Source organism: Nonomuraea sp. NPDC049028, assembly GCF_043197735.1.
GTDB lineage: Bacteria > Actinomycetota > Actinomycetes > Streptosporangiales > Streptosporangiaceae > Nonomuraea.
This window is the reverse complement of the sequence record NZ_JBICTR010000001.1, coordinates 1,370,945-1,388,775: the sequence shown is the minus strand read 5'-3', so window position 1 is coordinate 1,388,775 and position 17,831 is coordinate 1,370,945. Positions and strand designations below refer to the sequence as shown.

Below are 17,831 nucleotides of genomic sequence, written 5' to 3'. Positions count from 1 at the left end.
GCGCTCTCTCACGGAGCAACTCCTGTCAGGGGGAGGCCGAGCTCTTCCGGCAGGCCGAGTGCGAGGTTGACGCTCTGGATCGCGCCTCCGGCCGTGCCCTTGGTGAGGTTGTCGATGGCGATGACGGCGACCACGCGGCCCGCGCGCTCGTCGAGCGTCACCTGCAGGGCGGCGGTGTTGGCGCCGTAGGTCATCGCGGTGGCGGGCCAGGTGCCCTCGGGCAGCAGGTTGACGAACGGCTCCTTGGCCAGCGCGTTCTCGTACGCCTCGCGCACAGCGGCCTTGGTCAGCCCGGGCGCGGCGGGGGCGGAGCAGGTGGCCAGGATGCCGCGGCTCATCGGGGCCAGTGTGGGGGTGAATGACACCCGGACCGGCGTGCCCGCGACGGCGCCGAGCGCCTGCTCCATCTCCGGCGTGTGCCGGTGGACGCCGCCCACGCCGTAGGCGCTGACCGAGCCCATGACCTCGCTGCCGAGCAGGCTGGGCTTGAGCGACCTGCCCGCGCCGCTGGTGCCGCTGGCCGCGACGACGACCACGTCGGGCTCGGCCAGGCCGGCGGCGAAGGCGGGCAGCAGGGCGAGGATGACGGAGGTCGGGTAGCAGCCGGGCACCGCGATGCGCTTGGCGCTCTTGAGCACCTCGCGCTGGCCGGGCAGCTCGGGCAGGCCGTAGGGCCAGGTGCCGGCGTGCTCGCCGCCGTAGAACTCCTGCCAGGCGGCCGGGTCGGCGAGCCGGTGGTCGGCGCCGCAGTCGACGACGACCGTGCTCTCGGGGAGCTGGGCGGCGACGGCGGCGGAGTGGCCGTGCGGCAGGGCCAGGAAGACCACGTCGTGCCCGGCCAGCGTTTCCGGGGTGGTGTCCTCGATGATCCGGTCGGCCAGTTGCGGGAGGTGTGGCTGGTGGGCACCGAGCGCGCTGCCCGCGCTGGCGGCCGCGGTGAGCGTGCCGATCTCGAGCTCCGGATGCCCGAGCAGCAGGCGCAGAAGCTCACCGCCCGCGTAGCCGCTGGCTCCCGCGATCGCCGCTCTCATTCCCAACCCCCTGCATAATCATGCACCTAAACTCATGTCCTTACTATGACGATGATGCACTCCAGGGCATGAACACGCAAGCTGGGCGCGCCATTGCGCTCACATAGCGAGACGGTTAACCCCCCGTTTCAGCCGGATTTCGCGCTCTAGCGCGACGTACCTACCGGTCGGTACTGTGATTTATCCGATAGCGCCGTCCACCGCGGGAGTACTTCGCATGACTCTTTCTCATGCCCAGGTCCAAGCCCAGCTCACCGGTCCTGGCCAGCTTTTCGAGATGGAGGAGATCGGCGATACGGGGGTGCGGACCTGGAAACACGCTCCGGCCCACTTCCGCGCTCTGCTGGAGATGAGCAGATACCACGGCGAGAAGGAGTTCCTCGTCTACGAGGACGAGCACATCACCTTCGAGGAGCACTTCAGGCGGGCGGCGACGCTGGCCAACCGCCTGGTGACCGACTACGGCGTGGCCAAGGGCGACCGGGTGGTCGTGGCCATGCGCAACTATCCGGAGTGGGCGGTGGCCTTCTCCGCCGCTCTCGCCGCCGGGGCCATCGCCGTGCCGCTCAACGCCTGGTGGACCGAGTCGGAGCTGGCGTACGGCGTACGTGACTGCGACGCCAAGGTGCTGATCGTGGACGGTGAGCGGGCCGTCCGGCTCGCCGGCACGGGCGTGCCGATGATCTTGGCCAGAGGCGAGGTGCCCGAGGGCGCGCGCTCGTTCGCCGAGGTGCTGGGCGAGGTCAGCGGGGATGTGACGCTGCCGGACGTCCAGCTCTCCCCCGAGGATCCGGCCACGATCTTCTACACCTCCGGTACGACCGGGCAGCCCAAGGGGGCGCTGGGCAGCCACCGCAACCTGGGCCAGTCGCCGATGACCCTCGCCTACGGGCTGATCCGGGGGGTCGCGCTGGCGGGCAAGGACGTCGCCGCGGCGACGGGCACGCGCCGGGTGACGCTGCTGACCGTGCCGCTGTTCCACGTCACCGGCTGCTTCTCCGCGCTGACCACCACCATGTTCGCGGGCGGCGGGCTGGTCCTGATGTACAAGTGGGACCCCGGGCAGGCGCTGCGGCTCATCGAGCGGGAGCGGATCACCGCGATGATCGGCGTGCCGACCAACGCGTGGCAGCTGATGTCGCATCCCGACTTCGTCAAGTACGACCTGTCGTCGCTGACCACCCTCGGCTACGGCGGGGCACCGGCTCCGCCGAAGCTGCTGGAGCGCATCGGCGAGAACCTGCCCGACCGCGCCGCCTCCAACGGCTACGGCATGACGGAGACGACCGGCCTGGCCATCGGCAACGCCGGCCCCGACTACCTGGCCAGGCCCGACAGCATCGGCCTGCCCACGGCCGTGGTCGACGTCCGGGTGTCCGGCCCGCTGGGCGAGGAGCTGCCGCCCGGCGAGGTGGGCGAGCTGTGCGTACGCGGCGCGAACGTCATCATGGGCTACTGGAACAAGCCGGAGGCGACGGCGCAGACCTTCGTCGACGGCTGGCTGCACACCGGTGACCTGGCCAGGATCGACGAGGACGGCTTCGTCTACATCGTGGACCGGGCCAAGGACATGGTCATCAGGGCCGGCGAGAACGTCTACTGCGCCGAGGTGGAGGCGGCCCTGTTCGAGCACCCGGCGGTGGACGACGCCGCGGTGATCGGCGTCCCGCACGACGAGCTGGGCGAGGAGGTGGGCGCGGTGATCCGGCTCAAGCCGGGCACCTCGACCACCGCCGAGGAGCTCCAGTCCTTCCTGGCGGAACGCATCGCCAAGTTCAAGATCCCCGCGCACATCTGGTTCAGGGACGCGGAGCTGCCGCGCAACCCGGGCGGCAAGATCCTCAAGACCCACCTGCGCCGCGAGGTGCTGGGCGCCTAGAAGGCGCGAGGTGCGGGGCGGCTAGGGGCCGTGAAGTGCTGGGCGGCTAGAGATCGTTTCCCGCGTAGGACAGGTTGAAGCTCTTGTTGACCAGCGGGAAGTCGGGCACGATCGCCCCGCCCAGCGCGACCGGCAGGGCGGGCCAGTTGAAGAACGACGGATCGGCGATCTTCACTCTGGCCAGCCGGCCGTCCGCGCCCAGCTCGACGCGGTGGACGATCGTGCCCCGCCAGCCCTCGACGATGCCCACGCCCGAGCCGCGCCGGCCGTCCGGCAGGCTCCAGTCACCCGAGGTGTGCGCCAGCCTCTCGATCAGCCCGATCGAGGCGGCGATCTCGTCGGCCCTGACCTGGAAGCGGGCCAGCACGTCTCCCCCGGCCCGCACCGCCACCGGGAACGACCCCAGGTCGATGAACGGATGGTCGCGGCGGGCGTCGACGTCCAGCCCGCTGGCCCTGGCCACGTAGCCGAGCGTGCCCAGGTCCGCGGCGGCCCGCTCGGTGAGCACGGCGGTGCCGGTGAAGCGGTCCGACACCACGCCGTGGCCGAGCGCGAGCCCGACGATCTCGGCCACCTCGGCGCCGAGCGCCGCGAGCCTGGCGGTGTCGGGCAGGGCCAGCGGTTCGGCGCCGCCGAGCCGGATCGCGCCGCGCAGCAGGCGGTGGCCGGTGACCTCGGCGTTGACGCGCAGCAGCTGCTCGCGGACGGTGCCGCAATGGGCCTGCAGCACGCTGTGGGCGACGTCGTTGCAGAGCGCGCCCAGGTCGGTGACGTGGTTGTAGAGGCGTTCGAGCTCCAGCAGCACGGCTCTGGCGCGCTGCGAGTCGGGGTCGACGGCCGTGCCGGTGGCCTCCTCGACGGCCAGGCAGTAGGCCAGGGCGTGGCCGACCGAGGTGTCGCCGCTGACCCGCTCGGCCAGGGCCAGCCCGTCTTCCGGCCGGCGGCCCTCGAAGAGCTGCTCAAGCCCCTTGTGCACGAACCACAGGCGGGCCTTCAGCTTGAGTATCGTCTCGCCGACCACCGAGAAGCGGAAGTGGCCCGGCTCGATGCAGCCCGCGTGCACGGGGCCGACCGGGATCTCGTAGACGCCGTCGCCCTCCACGTCGCCGAACGGGTACGGGCCCTCGGGGTCGCCGAACGACGGGGGCGGGCCCGCGTCGGGGAGCATCGGGTACCAGCCTCTGGGCCAGTGGTGGTGGCGGACCAGGCGGCTGGGCAGCGGGTGGTCTTCGGGGGTGATGCCGTACAGGTCGCGGATCTCCCGCTCGAAGCGCCCGGCCGGGAAGGAGAGGGTGGCCAGGCTGGGTACGGCGGGTTCGGTCAGGCGTACGTGGAGCTCGGCCCGCCTCGCCGGACGGGCGGCGGTGAACAGGTAGACCAGCCGGAAGCCGTCGTCCTCGGCGTGCGCGGCCACGAGCGCGACGCGGTGTCCCAGAGCCAGCAGCTCGGCGGCGCACCCGGCGAGCTCGCCTGGCCCGATCTCGGCGACCAGCGGGAGCGTGGCCGTCATCGTGCACCTCCCATGGCGCTCAGCGGCGGTCCGGCGGTCGCGATGGTCACGGCGGACTCCAGGAGCGGCCGGAGCGGCCCCAGCGTCACTCCGAGCACCGCGCACGCCACCAGCCCGACGACCAGCGCCACACCCGCGCCACGCGACCGCCCGCCAGACCCCTCCTCCAAGCCCGGTGGCGCGGTGCCGAGCAGCATGCGGCCCGCCACCCTGCCCACCCCGGCGACGATCACCAGCATGAGCACCAGCGCGGGCGCCACCGCCCAGCCGAGCCCGGCCGCGAACCCCGCCCGCACGATCCCCAGCTCACTGGCGAACAGGCTGAACGGCGGCAACCCCAGCAGCGCCAGCAGCCCGAGCCCGAAGGCCGCGGCCAGCCCTGGCGCCCGCCCGCCGAGCCCGCGCACCGCGTCGACGCTGCTGCTCCCGGCCGCCTGCTGGATCCGTCCCGAGCCGATGAACAGCACCGACTTGCCCAGCCCGTGCCCGAGGATGTGCAGCAACACCGCGCCCAGCGCCAGCCCGTTGCCGATGGCCGCGCCGAGCGCCATCAGCCCCATGTGCTCGATGCTCGAATAGGCCAGCATCCGCTTGAAGTCGCGCTGCCCGATCAGCAGCGCCGCCGCCACGGCCAGCGACGCCAGCGCCACCACGATCAGCAGCATCCGGCAGAACCCCGCCCCGAGCGCCACGTCGGAGACCACCTTGACCCGCAGGATCGCGTAGAACGCCACCGACAGCAGCACCCCGGACATCAGCGCCGACACCGGCGCGGGCGCCTGGCTGTGGGCGTCTGGCAGCCAGGCGTGCAGCGGCGCGAGCCCGGCCTTGGCGCCGAAGCCGAGTACGAGCAGCACCACCGCGATCCGCGTCACCCCCGGGTCCAGCCGCCCGGCGTGCCCGGCGAGCGAGACCCAGTCGAGCCCTTCGCGCGAGGACAACCCGGCGTGTACGGCCGCGTAGTGCACCATCACCAGGCCGAGCAGCGCGAGCGCGATGCCGACCGAGCAGATCACCACGTACTTCCAGGCCGCCTCGGTGGCCTTCCTGGTGCGGCGCTGCCCGACCAGGAACGCGGTCAGGATCGTGGTCGCCTCGACCGCCACCCAGAGCATCCCGAGGCTCGCGGCCAGCACGGCCGTCGCCATCGCCGCGACGAAGCACTGGGTGAAGATCCCGTAGCTACGGGCGGCCCGCGGCTCCGTATGGCCGGCGGCCGCCTCGGCCCGCAGGTAGCCGGGGCTGGCCAGCATCGCCAGCAGCGCCACGACGCCGATCACGATCAGCATGTACGCGCTGAGCGCGTCCACCCGCAGCAACCCCCACAGCCCGCTCCCCTCACCGGCCCGCGCGAGCAGGACGGCGGCGCCGAGCAGCCCGCCCGCGGACAGGGCGCCGAGCCACTCCGTCACGCGATTCCAGCCGAACACGGCATACAGACAGGCGGCCGCGAGCGGCAGCGCCACCGGGACGATCACCATCAGTCGTGCAGCTCCCGTAGCTCGTCGAGGTCGGTGCCGCCGAACGCGGCCCGCATCCGGGTGGTCAGAACCTGCAGCGCCAGTACGGCCAGCAGCACGTCGAGGGAGACGCCCAGCTCCACCACCAGCGGCACCCCGGTGGTGGTGAGGAACGCGGCGGCGGTGATGGCGTTGTCCATCAACAGGAACCCGACCACCTGCGACAGCGCCCGCCTCCTGGTGACGAGGACGAAGAAGCCCACCAGCAGCACGGTCAGCGCGATCGGCACGGCCTGGGTGGCGGGCGTGGGCGCCAGGCGTACGAGGGGCTGGGAGACCGCGTACGCGAGCATCGTCAGGACGGCCGTGACCAGCAGCGACGCGGCGACGCTGACGTGCGGCCGGGCCTCGCGCCCCTCCTCGCCGGCCGCCAGCGCGCGCCGCATGAGGTAGGGCAGGAGCACCGCGCGCAGCAGCCCCACCCCGAGCCCGAGCACGGTCAGCTCGACGTCGGCCTCGTGCAGCCCCCTGACCGCGATCAGGGCGCCCAGCGCCACCCCCTGCAGCCCGAACAGCCAGATGATCGCGGCCAGGTCGCGCCGCCACAGGACCAGCACCCCCGTCAGCAGGAAGGCGCCGCAGGCCAGGTCGAGCGCCTGCACGTACACGGGATCAGTCATCTCACTCACGCCAGGAAGAAGGAGGCGGCGACCGCCAGCAGGGCCATCAGGAACGAGCCGGCCAGCAGCTCGGGGATGCGGAACAGGCGCAGCTTGGCCATGAACACCTCACCGGCCGCCAGCGTGCCGCCCAACAGCGCCACCTTCAGGGCGAACGCCACCACGGCGACCAGCAGCATGATCGGCCCGGCGCCCGCGGTGGCGATGCCGACCGGCGCGAACAGCGCGGCGAACAGCCCGAGCATGACCGTGAGCCGCATTGCCGAGGCCCACTCGATGAGCGCCAAGTCGGGGCCGGCGTACTCCAGGATCATCGCCTCGTGGATCATCGTCAGCTCCAGGTGGGTCGACGGGTTGTCCACCGGGATCCGGCCCGACTCGGCGATCGTGACCACCGCGAGCGCGACGGCGGCCAGCAGGCTCACCGGGGAGATGACCGACAGCGGGCTGCTCGCGGTCTCGGTGACGATCGCGCCGAGGTCGGTGGTGCCCACGCGGATCGACAGCGCGAAGACGGCCAGCAGGATCGTCGGCTCGACCAGGGCGAGCACGGTCATCTCCCGGCTGGCGCCCATCCCGCCGAACGCGGTGCCCGTGTCGAGCCCGCCCAGCGCCAGCGCCACCGAGCCGAGCGCGAGCAGCGCGGCGACCGCGAACAGGTCGGCGACGCCGTCGAGCGGCGAGGCGGCGGTGACCAGCGGCACCGCCGCCGCGACCACCAGCGTGGTTCCGGCCAGCAGCGGCGGCGCCGCCCTGAACAGGTAGCCGGTGCCGTGCGGGGCGATGGGCTCCTTGCGGGCCAGCTTGCGCAGGTCGCGCCACGGCTGCCGCACCCCGGCGCCCGCGCGCCCCTCCAGGCGGGCCCTGACCTGGCGCATCAGACCGGCCAGCAGCGGCGCTCCGGCGGCCACCACGAGTACTTGCAGCACCATGGCGATCACGAGATCACCGCCAGCACGATCAGCACGCCGGTCAGCGCGTAGAAGCCGTAGGACAGGTAGCGGTGGACGCTGCCGTCGGCCAGCCGCCGCGCCCGCGCGCCGAGCCTGACGGCGGCGGCCAGTACCGGCTCGTACAGCCGCCGTTCGACCCGGTCGGGCACCCTGGCCCGGAACCGTACCCGCTGGACCAGGTAGGCCGACTCTTTGACGGCCGTCACATCAATGGCGCTCTCCGGTTGCAGGGCGTCGACGAAGACTCGTTGCAGCGGTTCGGCGAAGGAGGTGGCGGTGTACTCCATGCGGGCCGAGACCGGTCCCGCGCCGCAGTCCCACAGACGGGCCGGCCGGCGTGGGCGCCGGGCGGCCACCGCGCGGACCAGCGACAGCACCGCCGTCACGGCCCCGGCCAGCGCCAGCGCGATGAGGACCGGCGAGATCGAGCCGGTGATCGCGCTCAGCCGGAGCGTCACCTCCCCGGTGACCGGCCGGCTCGCGGGGATCACCCCCGTGACGGCCTCGGTGAGCGCGGGCAGGACCAGCGCGGGGTCGAGGGCGAGCAGCAGGCAGGCCGCCGCCGCCAGCGCCGTCCCGCAGATCGCCGTACGCGGGCTCTCCACCGCCCGTTCGGCGCCCGGGCTGCGCGGCCGGGCCAGGAACCCGACGCCGAACGCCTTCACGAACGTGGCCACCGCCAGCCCCGCCGTCAGCGCGATGGCGCCCACGGCCAGCGGCATCGTGACCGCGCCCGCCACCCCCGAGGCGGGCAGCGCGTGGATGAGGCTCTGCAGCAGCAGCCATTCGCTGACGAAGCCGTTGCCGGGCGGCAGCGCCGACGCGCACAGGGCGCCGACGGCGAACAGGGCCGTGGTGTACGGCATGCGGGTGCGCAGGCCGCCGAGCGCGTCGAGATCCCTGGTGCCCGTGGCCCGATGGACCGAGCCGGCCGCCTGGAACAGCAGCGTCTTGAACGCGGCGTGGTTGACGACGTGCAGCAGGGCCGCGGTGAGGGCGAGGGCGGCCAGCGGGCCGGCGCCGTCGGCCGCGAAAAAGCCGGCCGCGCCGACGCCGATGAGCACCAGGCCCATGTTCTCGGTGGAGGAGTAGCCGAGCAGCCGCTTCAGGTCGGTGGCCATGGCCGCGTGGAGCACTCCGTACAGCGCCGAGAGGGCGCCGAGCGCCAGGACGATCCACCACCACCAGACGGGGCCGCCGCGCAGCAGGTCGAGGCCGACCCTGACCACGCCGTAGACGCCCATGTTGACCATGGCGCCGCTCATCAGCGGCGACACGTGACCGGGCGCGGCCGGGTAGGCCCTGGGCAGCCACACGTGCAGCGGCACGATCCCGGCCTTGGCCGCGAACCCGGCCAGGGTGGTCAGGAAGATCACGTCCTTGGCGACGGGCGACAGCTCGGCGGCGCGCAGCTGGTCGAAGCCGTCGCCCGTGGCTCCGGCCGCCAGGTAGCAGAGGCCGCACATGATCGTCACCAGGCCGAGGTGGGTCATGACGGCGTACCAGAGCGCGGCCTTCCTGACCGACGGCCGGTCGCGGTGCTCGGCCGCCACGAGCAGGAGCGAGGTCATCGCCATCAGCTCCCAGCCGAACAGGAACGTGCTCACGCTGTCAGCCGCCGGCACCAGCAGCAGCGCGGCCACGAACAGCGGCATGACCGCCCGCGTCGGTCTGGCCGCGCCGGAGCCGATGCCGTGGATCGCCGCGCACACCGTAACCGCGCCCGTGATGGCGGTGAACAGGCCGCCGAGCGGGTCGAGCGCCAGGCGCAGGCCGCTCAGAGGCAGCAGGTCGGGCAGCCAGGCCGACCAGCCGTGGCCGAGCGTCGCCCGCACCCCCGCCACGGCCGCCACCACGCCGGCCAGCGCGGTGATCGCTTCCGCCGCGACGGTGATCGCGCGTGGGCGCGGCAGGGCGAGGAGGGCGGCGGCCAGGCAGAGGCCCAGGGCGCACGCGTAGAGGATCATCGCCCGGTCATCCCGCGCAGCGCCTCGATGATCGCCTCGGGCGGCGGCGGGCACCCGGTCACCTCGATGTCGACCGGGACCACGTCACCCACCGCCCCCACGACGCCGTACGCGCCCGCGAACACCCCGCAGTCACGCGCGCAGTCGCCCAGCGCGATCACCATGCGCGGCTCCGGCACGGCCTCGTAGGTGCGGCGCAGCGCCATCTCCATGTTGCGCGTGACCGGCCCGGTGACCAGCAGCGCGTCGGCGTGCCGCGGTGAGGCGACCAGGCGGGCGCCATAGCGCTCCGCGTCGTAGACCGGCCCGAACACCGAGGCGATCTCCACCTCGCAGCCGTTGCACGAGCCCGCGTCCACGTGGCGGATCTGCACCGATCCCGACAGCTCGGACGTTTCGCGATCTTTCCCGCGTTCCAGCGGTGGCTCGGCCATCCGCCCCGTCTTCCGGATTTTTCCCCACAGACCCACTGCGACCCCCCATCGCCCCGACCTGGGAGAACACCGTCCCGCGCCGGGCTGACCACTATGCCGCGCACGCGGGCGGCTCGGAGTGCGCACCGCTAAAGATCTCCCTCGGGACAGTCTTTTGAGAGCCGCGGCCCAGGTGGAGCCGGAGATAAGCGCGCGCATTACCTCTGGCGTAATCGCGGCGCCCGCACCCCCGCTGACATGGTTCTCATGTCCGAACGAACCGCTCGAAGGGAGCGCCGAAATGACCGCCCTCACTCTGACCGACCGGGCCAGGTTCCTGCGCCTGGCGCTGGCCTCCGACGCCGTCGTCACCGGTGTCAACGGGCTCGTCTACCTCGCCGCCGCCGGCCCCGCGAGCGACCTGCTCGGCCCGGACGCGGGCCTGCTCAGGGCGATCGGCGTCTTCCTTCTCGCGTACGGCGCCGCGGTCGGCCTGCTGGCGAGCCGCCACGTGATCAGCCCGGCGGCGACCAAGGCCGTGATCGCGCTCAACGCCGTCTGGACCGTGGGCAGCGTGGCCGCCGTGGTCACCGGGATGACGGAGTTCACCACGCCCGGCGCGGTGTGGGCGATCGGCCAGGCTCTCGTGGTCGGCGTCTTCGCCGAGCTGCAGATCATGGGCCTCCGCCGGCTCCGCTGACCCCCTCCTCCTCTCAATAACACCCGAAAGGTAGAAAGATCATGAGCAACGAACTGGTCGACCGCTACATCGCCGCCTGGAACGAGACCGACGCCGACGCCCGCGCCAAGGCCGTGGCCGAGGTCTGGACCGAGGACGCGACCTACACCGATCCGCTGGCCGAGGTCTCGGGGCACGCCGGGCTCGCCGCGCTGATCGAGGGCGCGCAGGGCATGTTCCCGGGCTTCGTGTTCAGCCCCGGTGAGGTGTACGACGCCCACCACGACATCGCCCGGTTCACCTGGCACCTGGGCCCGGCGGGTGAGGAGCCGGTGGTGGTCGGGTTCGACGTGGTGCAGTTGGCCGCGGACGGCCGGATCGCCAGGGTCCTGGGCTTCCTGGACAAGGTGCCCGCCGCCTGAAGACTGCTTCACCAGGCGACATCGCTTCGCCGGGCCCCTGGAGACTCTCCGGGGGCCCGGCCTTGTGCCGGAGCTTGCCCGTGCCATGGGCCACGGCATGAACCGCTTGCCCATGCCATGGGCCATGGCATAAACCGTTTGCCCATGCCGAGGGCCGCGACGCAGAATCAGATCTCGTGGCCGATCAACTGAAACGCCTGCTCCGCGGGCTGGCACCCGACCTGGGCCCGCTGCGCGACTCGCGTGACTATCGGCTGCTCATGGCATCCGGTGTCATCACGATGTTCGGCACGTTCATCACCATGGTCGCGGTGCCGTACCAGATGAAGGAGCTCACCGGCTCCTACGTGGCGGTCGGTCTGGTGAGCCTGGCCGAGTTCGTGCCGATGGTGGTGTGCGGGCTGTGGGGCGGCGCCATCGCCGACGCGCTCGACCGGCGCACGGTCATCCTGCTCAGCGAGCTGGGGCTGATGGTGACCTCGGGGCTGCTCATGGTCAACTCGCTGCTCCCCCACCCGCAGGTCTGGGTGCTCTATGTGGTCGGCGCCCTGGCGATGGGCGTGGGCTGCCTGCAGCGGCCCAGTCTGGAGGCGCTGATCCCGCAGGTGGTCAGGCACGACCAGCTCGCCGCGGCCGCGGTGCTGGCCAACCTGCGCTGGAACCTCGGCGCGATCGTCGCCCCGGCGCTCGGTGGGCTGCTGGTGTCGGCGTTCGGCACGGCCGTCGCCTACGGCCTCGACACGGTGAGCTTCGTCCTTTCCCTGATACTGCTGTGGCGGATCAAGGCCGTGCCGCCCGCCGAGGACGCCGCGCCCGCGTCGCTGAGTTCGCTGGTGGAGGGTGTGCGCTACGCGGCCGGGCGGAAAGACCTGGTCGGCACCTACCTGGTCGACATCGCCGCCATGCTGTTCGCGATGTCGACGGCGCTGTTCCCGTTCCTGGCCGATCAGCTCGGCGCGCCTCAGGCGCTCGGGCTGCTCTATTCGGCGGGTGCGGTGGGCTCCCTCGTGGCCTCGCTCACCGGCGGCTGGACGGCGCGCGTCCACCGCCAGGGCATGGGCGTGATCATCGCCGCGACGCTCTGGGGTGCCGCGATGGCACTGGCGGCGGTGATCCCGAACGTCTGGGCGATCTTCCTCTGCCTCGCGCTGGCGGGGGCGGCCGACATGATCAGCGGCATCTTCCGCATGACGATGTGGAACCAGACGATCCCCAACGAGCTGCGGGGCAGATTGGCCGGCATCGAGCTGCTGTCGTACGCCAGTGGACCGATGCTCGGCAACGCCCGGGCCGGGCTGATGGCGCAGTGGGGCGGCGCCCGGTTCTCCCTGGGCGCGGGCGGCGTGCTGTGCGTCGCGGCGGTGGCCGGGCTGGCGGCGGTGCTGCCGAAGTTCCGCGGGTACGACTCACGCACCGACGAGCACGCGCTGACCGAGAAGGCCCGCCGAGAGAGCCGCCTCACCGCCTAGGCGCGGCTGCCCGCCTGGAGCCACGGCTGTGGCCGGCCCGCCGCACCGCCTGGAGCCGCTGTCTGCGGCCGGCCCGCTCCACCGCCTTGAGGCACGCTGTGGTCAGCCCGGCTCGCGCCAGCCGTCGTGGTCTTCCACGAGGGCGTCGACCTCCGGCAGGCCGCCCTCGTCGAGCCCTTCCAGAACGACCAGCCACTGCGCGTCCTCGGCGTCGTCCTCTCCGGCGAGCGTCTCCCGCACCACCTGGGGTGTCCCCAGCGCGGGGAACCGCTCGCCCAGCGCCTCCGCCACCTCCTCGGCGTCGTCACGCTCGGCGAACACCAGCAGATGCCTCATCTCCGGCCTTTCATGCGTGCGGCCCGATACGCCGGGCTCCTGCGCGAGGTCGCGTACACCGGACTCATGCGCGAGTCTGTTTGGGGGACTCATGCGTGAGGTCCGGTACGGCGGACCGTACCGGACCTCGTGGCGACTGGACGGTCAGGCGCTGCGGAGCTGGGCGCCGACGCGGTCGGCGGCCATGGCCACGGCGGCGTCACGAGCCGCCGTCGTCTCCTCCACCGTCAGCGTCCGGTCGGCCGCGCGGAAGCGCAGGGTGTAGGCGAGCGACTTGTTGCCCTCCCCCACCTGCTCCCCCGCGTAGACGTCGAACAGCCGGATCGACTCCAGCAGCTCGCCCGCCCCGTCACGCAGCGCCGCCTCCACGTCGGCGACCGGCGTGAAGTCGGGCACGATCAGCGCCACGTCCTGGGTCGCGACCGGGTAGGACGAGACGGCCGGCGCGTCGACCGGGCCCGGCATGGCCGAGTCCAGCTTGGACAGTTCCAGCTCCATCGCCGAGGTGCGCGGCGGCAGTCCGTAGGCCTCGGCGACGCGCGGGTGCAGCTCGCCGGCGTGGCCGACGAGCGTGTCGCCGACGTAGAGGGCGGCGCACCTGCCGGGGTGCCACGGTTCGTGCTGGTCGGCGATGACCGACAGCTCGACTCCCGCCTCGGCCGCCACCAGCCGGGCCGCTTGTACGGCGTCTGCCCAGCACTCCTGGCGGCCCTGGCCCCACCAGCCGGACCGCTCGAACTCGCCGGCCAGCACGACCGCGACCCGGTGCGGCTGGTCGGGCAGAGCCGTGGCGATCGAGGCCAGCTCGTCGTCGCTGGGCCGGCGCTCGACACCCAGCACCGGCGCGGTGTCCGGCGCTCCCTCGCGCGGCCGGTAGACCAGCCCCGACTCGAACAGGGCCACGTCGGAGAAGCCCCGCCCGGCGTTGCGTACCAGGGTCTTGAGCAGCCCCGGCAGCAGCGTCGTGCGCAGCAGCGGCTCGTCCTCGGCCAGCGGGTTGGCCAGCCGCAGAGCGCGGCGGCGCGCGTCGTCGGCGGGCAGTTGCAGCGCGTCGAAGTCGCCCTCGCTGATGAACGGGTAGGCGAGCACCTCGACGTAACCGGCGGCGGCCAGGGTCCGGCCGACCCGCCTGCGCAGCCGCTGCCCCTCGGTCAGCCCGGCGCCGGCCGGAGCCTTGGGCAGCACGGAGGGCAGCCGCTCGTAGCCTTCGAGGCGGATGACCTCTTCGGCCAGGTCGTTGGGGTCGGTGAGGTCCGGCCGCCAGGACGGCGGGGTGACCGTGAGCATGTCGTCGCCGGTGACGGCCAGCTTGGCCGCCAGCTCGCCGCCGGTCACGACCCCGGTCGGGTCGACGCCGCCCCTGCGCACGGCCGGGTCGTCGCCATCGGTCACGACGCAGCCGACCTGCTCCAGGCGGCGTACGACGGTCTCCTTGGAGTAGGGCACGCCGGCCACGTCGCCCGGGTGGCTCGCCGGAATGGCGATGCGCGCCGGCTCGACGTCGACCTCGGCGTGCGTCAGACCCGGCCGTACGGTGGCGCCGCCCAGCTCGGCCAGCAGGCTCACCGCCCGCCACGAGGCCACCAGCGGCAGCTCACGGTCGACGCCGCGCTCGAACCGCTTGGACGCCTCGGACACGAGGTTGTGCCTGCGCGACTCCCGGGAGATGCCGGTCGCCGAGAAGTGCGCGGCCTCGATGACGATGTCGGTCGACTCGCCGGAGATCTCGGTCTCCAGTCCGCCCATCGTGCCCGCCATCGAGATCGGGCCCGACTGGTCGGTGATCAGGATGTCGTCGGGGTCGAGCTCGCGGGTGACGTGGTCGAGTGTTTCGAGCCGCTCGCCCTGCCCGGCCCGGCGTACGACGATCTCGCCGGTGAGCTTGGCCCGGTCGAAGGCGTGCAGCGGCTGGCCGAGCTCCAGCATCAGGTAGTTGGTGATGTCGACGGCCAGCGACACCGGCCGCATGCCGGCCCGCGTCAGGCGTACGCGCATCCAGAGCGGGCTCTGGGCGGCCGGGTCGAAGCCGGTGACCTCGCGCAGCACGAACCTGTCGCAGGCGGTCGGGTCACCGATCGAGGCGGGCCACGCCTGCTCGTCGGCGGCGGGCAGCTCGACGTCGGCGGGGTCGTGGAAGGCCACGTCGAAGGCGGTCGCGGCCTCGCGCGCCACGCCTCTGACCGACAGCGCGTAACCGATGTCGGGGGTGATCTCCAGCTCGATCACGTCGTCGCGGAGCCCGAGCAGCTCGACCACGTCGGCGCCGATCGGGGTGCCGGCGGGCAGGACCATGATGCCGCCGTGGTCGTCGCCGAGACCGAGCTCGCGCTCGGAGCAGATCATGCCCTCGGACAGCCGCCCGTAGGTCTTGCGCGCGCCGACCTCGAAGCCGCCGGGCAGCACGCCGCCCGGCAGCACGACCGGCACGCGGTCACCGACGGCGAAGTTGGTGGCGCCGCAGACGATCTCGCGCGGCATCGCCTCGCCGACCTCGACCTTGCAGTGCCTGATCGGCTTCTTGAAACCGGTCAGCTCCTCGATCTCGAGCACCTCGCCGACCACGACGTTCTTCACGTCGTGGCCGTGGGAGGTGATCGACTCGAGCTTGAGCCCGGCCGCGGTGAGCTTGTCGGCCACCTCTTGTGCGGTGACCGCCGGGAGATCGGCGTGCTCCCGCAGCCAGGAGAGCGGGACCTTCATCAGATCTCCAATCCGAACGGAAGCGTGAAGCGCACGTCTCCCTCGACCATGTCGCGCATGTCCTCAGCGTTGTGGCGGAACATCAGCGTGCGTTCGATGCCCATGCCGAACGCGAAACCCGAGTATCTCGACGGGTCGACGCCGCAGGCGATCAGCACGCGCGGGTTGACCATGCCGCAGCCGCCCCACTCGATCCAGCCCTCGGACTTGCAGGTGCGGCACGGCGGGTTGCCGGGGATCGCCGAGGCGCCGCGGCAGACGAAGCACTTGAGGTCCATCTCGGCCGACGGCTCGGTGAACGGGAAGTAGTTGGGCCGGAACCTGGTGGTGATGCCCTCGCCGAACATGACCTCGGCGAACCGGTCGAGCGTGCCCTTGAGGTGGGCCATCGTCAGCCCCTCGTCGATCGCCAGGCCCTCGACCTGGTGGAAGACGGGGGTGTGGGTGGCGTCGAGCTCGTCGGTGCGGAACACCTTGCCCGGCGAGATGACGTAGCACGGCGCGCCCCGCTGCAGCAGCGCGCGGATCTGCACCGGGGAGGTCTGGGTGCGCAGCACCATGCCCGACTCGGTGGACTCCACGAAGAACGTGTCGTGGTCGGAGCGGGCCGGGTGGTCCTTGGCGATGTTGAGGGCGTCGAAGTTGAACCACTCACCTTCGAGCTCGGGGCCCTCGGCCACCTCGTAGCCCATCGCGACGAAGGTGTCGGCGATGCGCTCCTGCATGGTGGTCAGCGGGTGGCGGGCGCCGCGCGGCTGCCGGTCCCACGGCAGGGTGACGTCGACGGCCTCCTCGACGAGCACCCGGGCGTCGCGCTCGGCCTCCAGCTCGGCCTGCCGGGCGGCGAGCGCCTCGTTGATCGCCTTGCGGGCGCCGCCGACGCGCTTGCCGGCCTCGGCGCGGGCCGCGGGCGGCAGAGCGCCGATCTCGCGGTTGGCCAGCGCGATGGGCGAGCGGTCGCCCGCGTGGGCCAGCCGCGCCTGCTTGAGTGCGTCGAGGTCGCCGGCCGTCTTGATCGCCGCCAGGGCGTCGGCCTCCATGCGGGACACCTCGTCGGCATGCAACGGTGTCACCTCGACGGGGTCGTAGTCAGACAAGAGTGAGCTCCGTATCCAGGGCTTGAGCGTGACAGAGTCTAGTGGGATCCGCCCACCGGGCCCGACTCCCGCCGCTTCCCGTAATCGGGCCGCGCGGACCGCACCTGGCTAACTACACCGTGGCGAAGTCGGGTGTGCCGGTGGGCACGGTAAATCGGAACTCCGCCCCACCCTCGGGCGCGCGCTGCACGGTGATCGTGCCACCATGCGCCTCGACCAGGCCCTTCACGATGAACAGGCCGAGCCCGGTGCCGCCGCGCCGGCGGCTGTTGCCGCGCCAGAACTGCCGGAAGACGCGCGGAGCCAGCTCGGGCGCGATGCCCTCGCCCTCGTCGCGCACCGACACGGCAACTCCCCATCCGACGGACTCGATGTCTATGGTGACGGTGCCGCGTCCGTGGCGCACCGCGTTTTCCATCAGGTTACCGAGGATCTGGTCGACCTTGTCCTGGTCCAACCACATTTCGGGCAGGTGGTCGCCGACGACGAGGCGGAAGCGGTCCTCGGCCTCCCCCGCCGCGACGCGGCCCGCGATGATGCGCCGCGCTCTGGCCGGCACGTCGACGACCTGGCGGTGCAACTCCAGCCGGCCCGACTCGATGCGGGAGACGTCGAGCAGCTCCGTGATCAGCCTGGTCACGCGGTCGGCGTCGTTGTTGACGGTCTCGAGCATGACGCGCTTCTGCTCGTCGGTGAAGCGGGTCCACTTGGCCAGCAGGGTCGCGGTGAAGCCCTTGACGCTGGTCAGCGGCGAGCGCAGCTCGTGGGCGACCGTGGAGACCAGGTCGGCGCGGCTGCGCTCCAGCCGGGCGCGGGCGCCGCCGTCACGCAGGGTGATCGTCACCCGGTCGACGTCGCCGCACCTCTCGGGCTCGCGGGACAGCCGGGCCGCGACGTAGAGCTCCTGCCCGCCGGGCAGGTGGATGGGGCGCTCGGGCACCCTGCTGCGGGTGCGCAGGCCGCCCTCGGGGTCGAGGGCCTTCCACCACTCGCGGCCGTCGTGGTCGCGGAAGGGGAAGACCTCGTTCATGTCCCTGCCGACCGCCCGCTCGACGGTGACGCCGGTGAGCCGCGCGGCGGCCCGGTTGACGGCCAGCACGCAACCGAATCTGTCGGTCACGATGAGGCCGTCTGGAAGATCGTCAATGGCTATCGTGCACGCGGAGGCGACCACTCGACCATCGGTGTCTGCGCCGTGCACGAACTCGCCTCCTCCGCCTACAAGGCCGACAATA

At 72.3% G+C, this 17,831-nt stretch carries 15 protein-coding genes; 4 read left to right on the top strand and 11 right to left on the bottom strand.

Going from position 1 to position 17,831, the window contains the following annotated elements:
- Positions 1 to 8: 8 nt before the first annotated feature.
- A complete protein-coding gene (argC, locus tag ACGFJ2_RS06240; RefSeq protein WP_357955501.1) occupies positions 9 to 1,037 on the bottom strand; it encodes an N-acetyl-gamma-glutamyl-phosphate reductase in 1,029 nt (342 codons plus the stop codon).
- A gap of 211 nt (positions 1,038 to 1,248) precedes the next feature.
- Here argC and ACGFJ2_RS06235 point away from each other — a divergent pair, with 211 nt between their 5' ends.
- The gene (locus tag ACGFJ2_RS06235; RefSeq protein ID WP_393465219.1) at positions 1,249 to 2,910 is read left to right on the top strand and encodes a class I adenylate-forming enzyme family protein; all 1,662 of its coding nucleotides are present in this window, start codon (positions 1,249 to 1,251) and stop codon (positions 2,908 to 2,910) included.
- A 46-nt stretch (positions 2,911 to 2,956) separates the two neighbouring features.
- Here the strand turns inward: ACGFJ2_RS06235 and ACGFJ2_RS06230 are convergent, their stop codons facing one another.
- The 6 genes from ACGFJ2_RS06230 to ACGFJ2_RS06205 are packed head-to-tail and all read right to left on the bottom strand — an operon-like array spanning position 2,957 to position 9,914.
- Complete coding sequence (locus ACGFJ2_RS06230) at positions 2,957 to 4,420, bottom strand: NADH-quinone oxidoreductase subunit C (RefSeq protein WP_393465216.1); 1,464 nt, start codon at positions 4,418 to 4,420, stop codon at positions 2,957 to 2,959.
- The gene (locus ACGFJ2_RS06225) at positions 4,417 to 5,901 is read right to left on the bottom strand and encodes a proton-conducting transporter membrane subunit (protein ID WP_393465213.1); all 1,485 of its coding nucleotides are present in this window, start codon (positions 5,899 to 5,901) and stop codon (positions 4,417 to 4,419) included. Before ACGFJ2_RS06225 ends, ACGFJ2_RS06230 begins: the two co-directional genes overlap by 4 nt.
- The gene (locus ACGFJ2_RS06220; protein ID WP_357654682.1) at positions 5,901 to 6,560 is read right to left on the bottom strand and encodes a hypothetical protein; all 660 of its coding nucleotides are present in this window, start codon (positions 6,558 to 6,560) and stop codon (positions 5,901 to 5,903) included. Before ACGFJ2_RS06220 ends, ACGFJ2_RS06225 begins: the two co-directional genes overlap by 1 nt.
- 5 nt (positions 6,561 to 6,565) lie before the next feature.
- A complete protein-coding gene (locus tag ACGFJ2_RS06215; protein ID WP_393465209.1) occupies positions 6,566 to 7,492 on the bottom strand; it encodes a respiratory chain complex I subunit 1 family protein in 927 nt (308 codons plus the stop codon).
- A gap of 5 nt (positions 7,493 to 7,497) precedes the next feature.
- Positions 7,498 to 9,480, bottom strand: coding sequence for a proton-conducting transporter membrane subunit (locus tag ACGFJ2_RS06210; RefSeq protein WP_393465206.1), 1,983 nt, complete (start codon positions 9,478 to 9,480; stop codon positions 7,498 to 7,500).
- On the bottom strand, positions 9,477 to 9,914 hold the full coding sequence (locus ACGFJ2_RS06205) for an NADH-quinone oxidoreductase subunit B family protein (protein WP_393465203.1): 438 nt from the start codon (positions 9,912 to 9,914) through the stop codon (positions 9,477 to 9,479). Before ACGFJ2_RS06205 ends, ACGFJ2_RS06210 begins: the two co-directional genes overlap by 4 nt.
- 280 nt (positions 9,915 to 10,194) lie before the next feature.
- Between ACGFJ2_RS06205 and ACGFJ2_RS06200 the strand changes: the two genes are divergently transcribed.
- The 3 genes from ACGFJ2_RS06200 to ACGFJ2_RS06190 all read left to right on the top strand — a co-directional run bounded on the left by ACGFJ2_RS06200 (position 10,195) and on the right by ACGFJ2_RS06190 (position 12,463).
- On the top strand, positions 10,195 to 10,593 hold the full coding sequence (locus ACGFJ2_RS06200) for a hypothetical protein (protein WP_358187142.1): 399 nt from the start codon (positions 10,195 to 10,197) through the stop codon (positions 10,591 to 10,593).
- Positions 10,594 to 10,634: 41 nt separating this feature from the next.
- Positions 10,635 to 10,994: a nuclear transport factor 2 family protein gene (locus tag ACGFJ2_RS06195; protein ID WP_358187146.1), complete on the top strand. Its 360-nt coding sequence runs from the start codon at positions 10,635 to 10,637 to the stop codon at positions 10,992 to 10,994.
- Between the two features lie 176 nt (positions 10,995 to 11,170).
- A complete protein-coding gene (locus tag ACGFJ2_RS06190) occupies positions 11,171 to 12,463 on the top strand; it encodes an MFS transporter (RefSeq protein ID WP_393465199.1) in 1,293 nt (430 codons plus the stop codon).
- Positions 12,464 to 12,565: 102 nt separating this feature from the next.
- Here the strand turns inward: ACGFJ2_RS06190 and ACGFJ2_RS06185 are convergent, their stop codons facing one another.
- From ACGFJ2_RS06185 to ACGFJ2_RS06170, 4 genes are all read right to left on the bottom strand, one after another.
- Positions 12,566 to 12,799: a hypothetical protein gene (locus ACGFJ2_RS06185; protein ID WP_357654690.1), complete on the bottom strand. Its 234-nt coding sequence runs from the start codon at positions 12,797 to 12,799 to the stop codon at positions 12,566 to 12,568.
- A 144-nt stretch (positions 12,800 to 12,943) separates the two neighbouring features.
- Positions 12,944 to 15,499: a phenylalanine--tRNA ligase subunit beta gene (locus ACGFJ2_RS06180; RefSeq protein WP_393465194.1), complete on the bottom strand. Its 2,556-nt coding sequence runs from the start codon at positions 15,497 to 15,499 to the stop codon at positions 12,944 to 12,946.
- Complete coding sequence (pheS, locus tag ACGFJ2_RS06175) at positions 15,499 to 16,539, bottom strand: phenylalanine--tRNA ligase subunit alpha (protein ID WP_357955858.1); 1,041 nt, start codon at positions 16,537 to 16,539, stop codon at positions 15,499 to 15,501. The genes ACGFJ2_RS06180 and pheS overlap by 1 nt, the downstream gene beginning before the upstream one ends.
- A gap of 169 nt (positions 16,540 to 16,708) precedes the next feature.
- Complete coding sequence (locus tag ACGFJ2_RS06170; protein ID WP_357955524.1) at positions 16,709 to 17,797, bottom strand: PAS domain-containing sensor histidine kinase; 1,089 nt, start codon at positions 17,795 to 17,797, stop codon at positions 16,709 to 16,711.
- Positions 17,798 to 17,831 lie beyond the last annotated feature (34 nt).

Coding starts and splice junctions, on each gene's coding strand:
- ACGFJ2_RS06205 (WP_393465203.1), bottom strand. CDS start 9,914: ATGGCCGAGCCACCGCTGGAACGCGGGAAAGATCGCGAAACGTCCGAG.
- ACGFJ2_RS06220 (WP_357654682.1), bottom strand. CDS start 6,560: ATGACTGATCCCGTGTACGTGCAGGCGCTCGACCTGGCCTGCGGCGCC.
- ACGFJ2_RS06235 (WP_393465219.1), top strand. CDS start 1,249: ATGACTCTTTCTCATGCCCAGGTCCAAGCCCAGCTCACCGGTCCTGGC.
- ACGFJ2_RS06200 (WP_358187142.1), top strand. CDS start 10,195: ATGACCGCCCTCACTCTGACCGACCGGGCCAGGTTCCTGCGCCTGGCG.
- ACGFJ2_RS06225 (WP_393465213.1), bottom strand. CDS start 5,901: ATGGTGATCGTCCCGGTGGCGCTGCCGCTCGCGGCCGCCTGTCTGTAT.
- ACGFJ2_RS06210 (WP_393465206.1), bottom strand. CDS start 9,480: ATGATCCTCTACGCGTGCGCCCTGGGCCTCTGCCTGGCCGCCGCCCTC.
- ACGFJ2_RS06180 (WP_393465194.1), bottom strand. CDS start 15,499: ATGAAGGTCCCGCTCTCCTGGCTGCGGGAGCACGCCGATCTCCCGGCG.
- pheS (WP_357955858.1), bottom strand. CDS start 16,539: ATGGAGGCCGACGCCCTGGCGGCGATCAAGACGGCCGGCGACCTCGAC.
- ACGFJ2_RS06230 (WP_393465216.1), bottom strand. CDS start 4,420: ATGACGGCCACGCTCCCGCTGGTCGCCGAGATCGGGCCAGGCGAGCTC.
- ACGFJ2_RS06185 (WP_357654690.1), bottom strand. CDS start 12,799: ATGAGGCATCTGCTGGTGTTCGCCGAGCGTGACGACGCCGAGGAGGTG.
- ACGFJ2_RS06215 (WP_393465209.1), bottom strand. CDS start 7,492: ATGGTGCTGCAAGTACTCGTGGTGGCCGCCGGAGCGCCGCTGCTGGCC.
- ACGFJ2_RS06195 (WP_358187146.1), top strand. CDS start 10,635: ATGAGCAACGAACTGGTCGACCGCTACATCGCCGCCTGGAACGAGACC.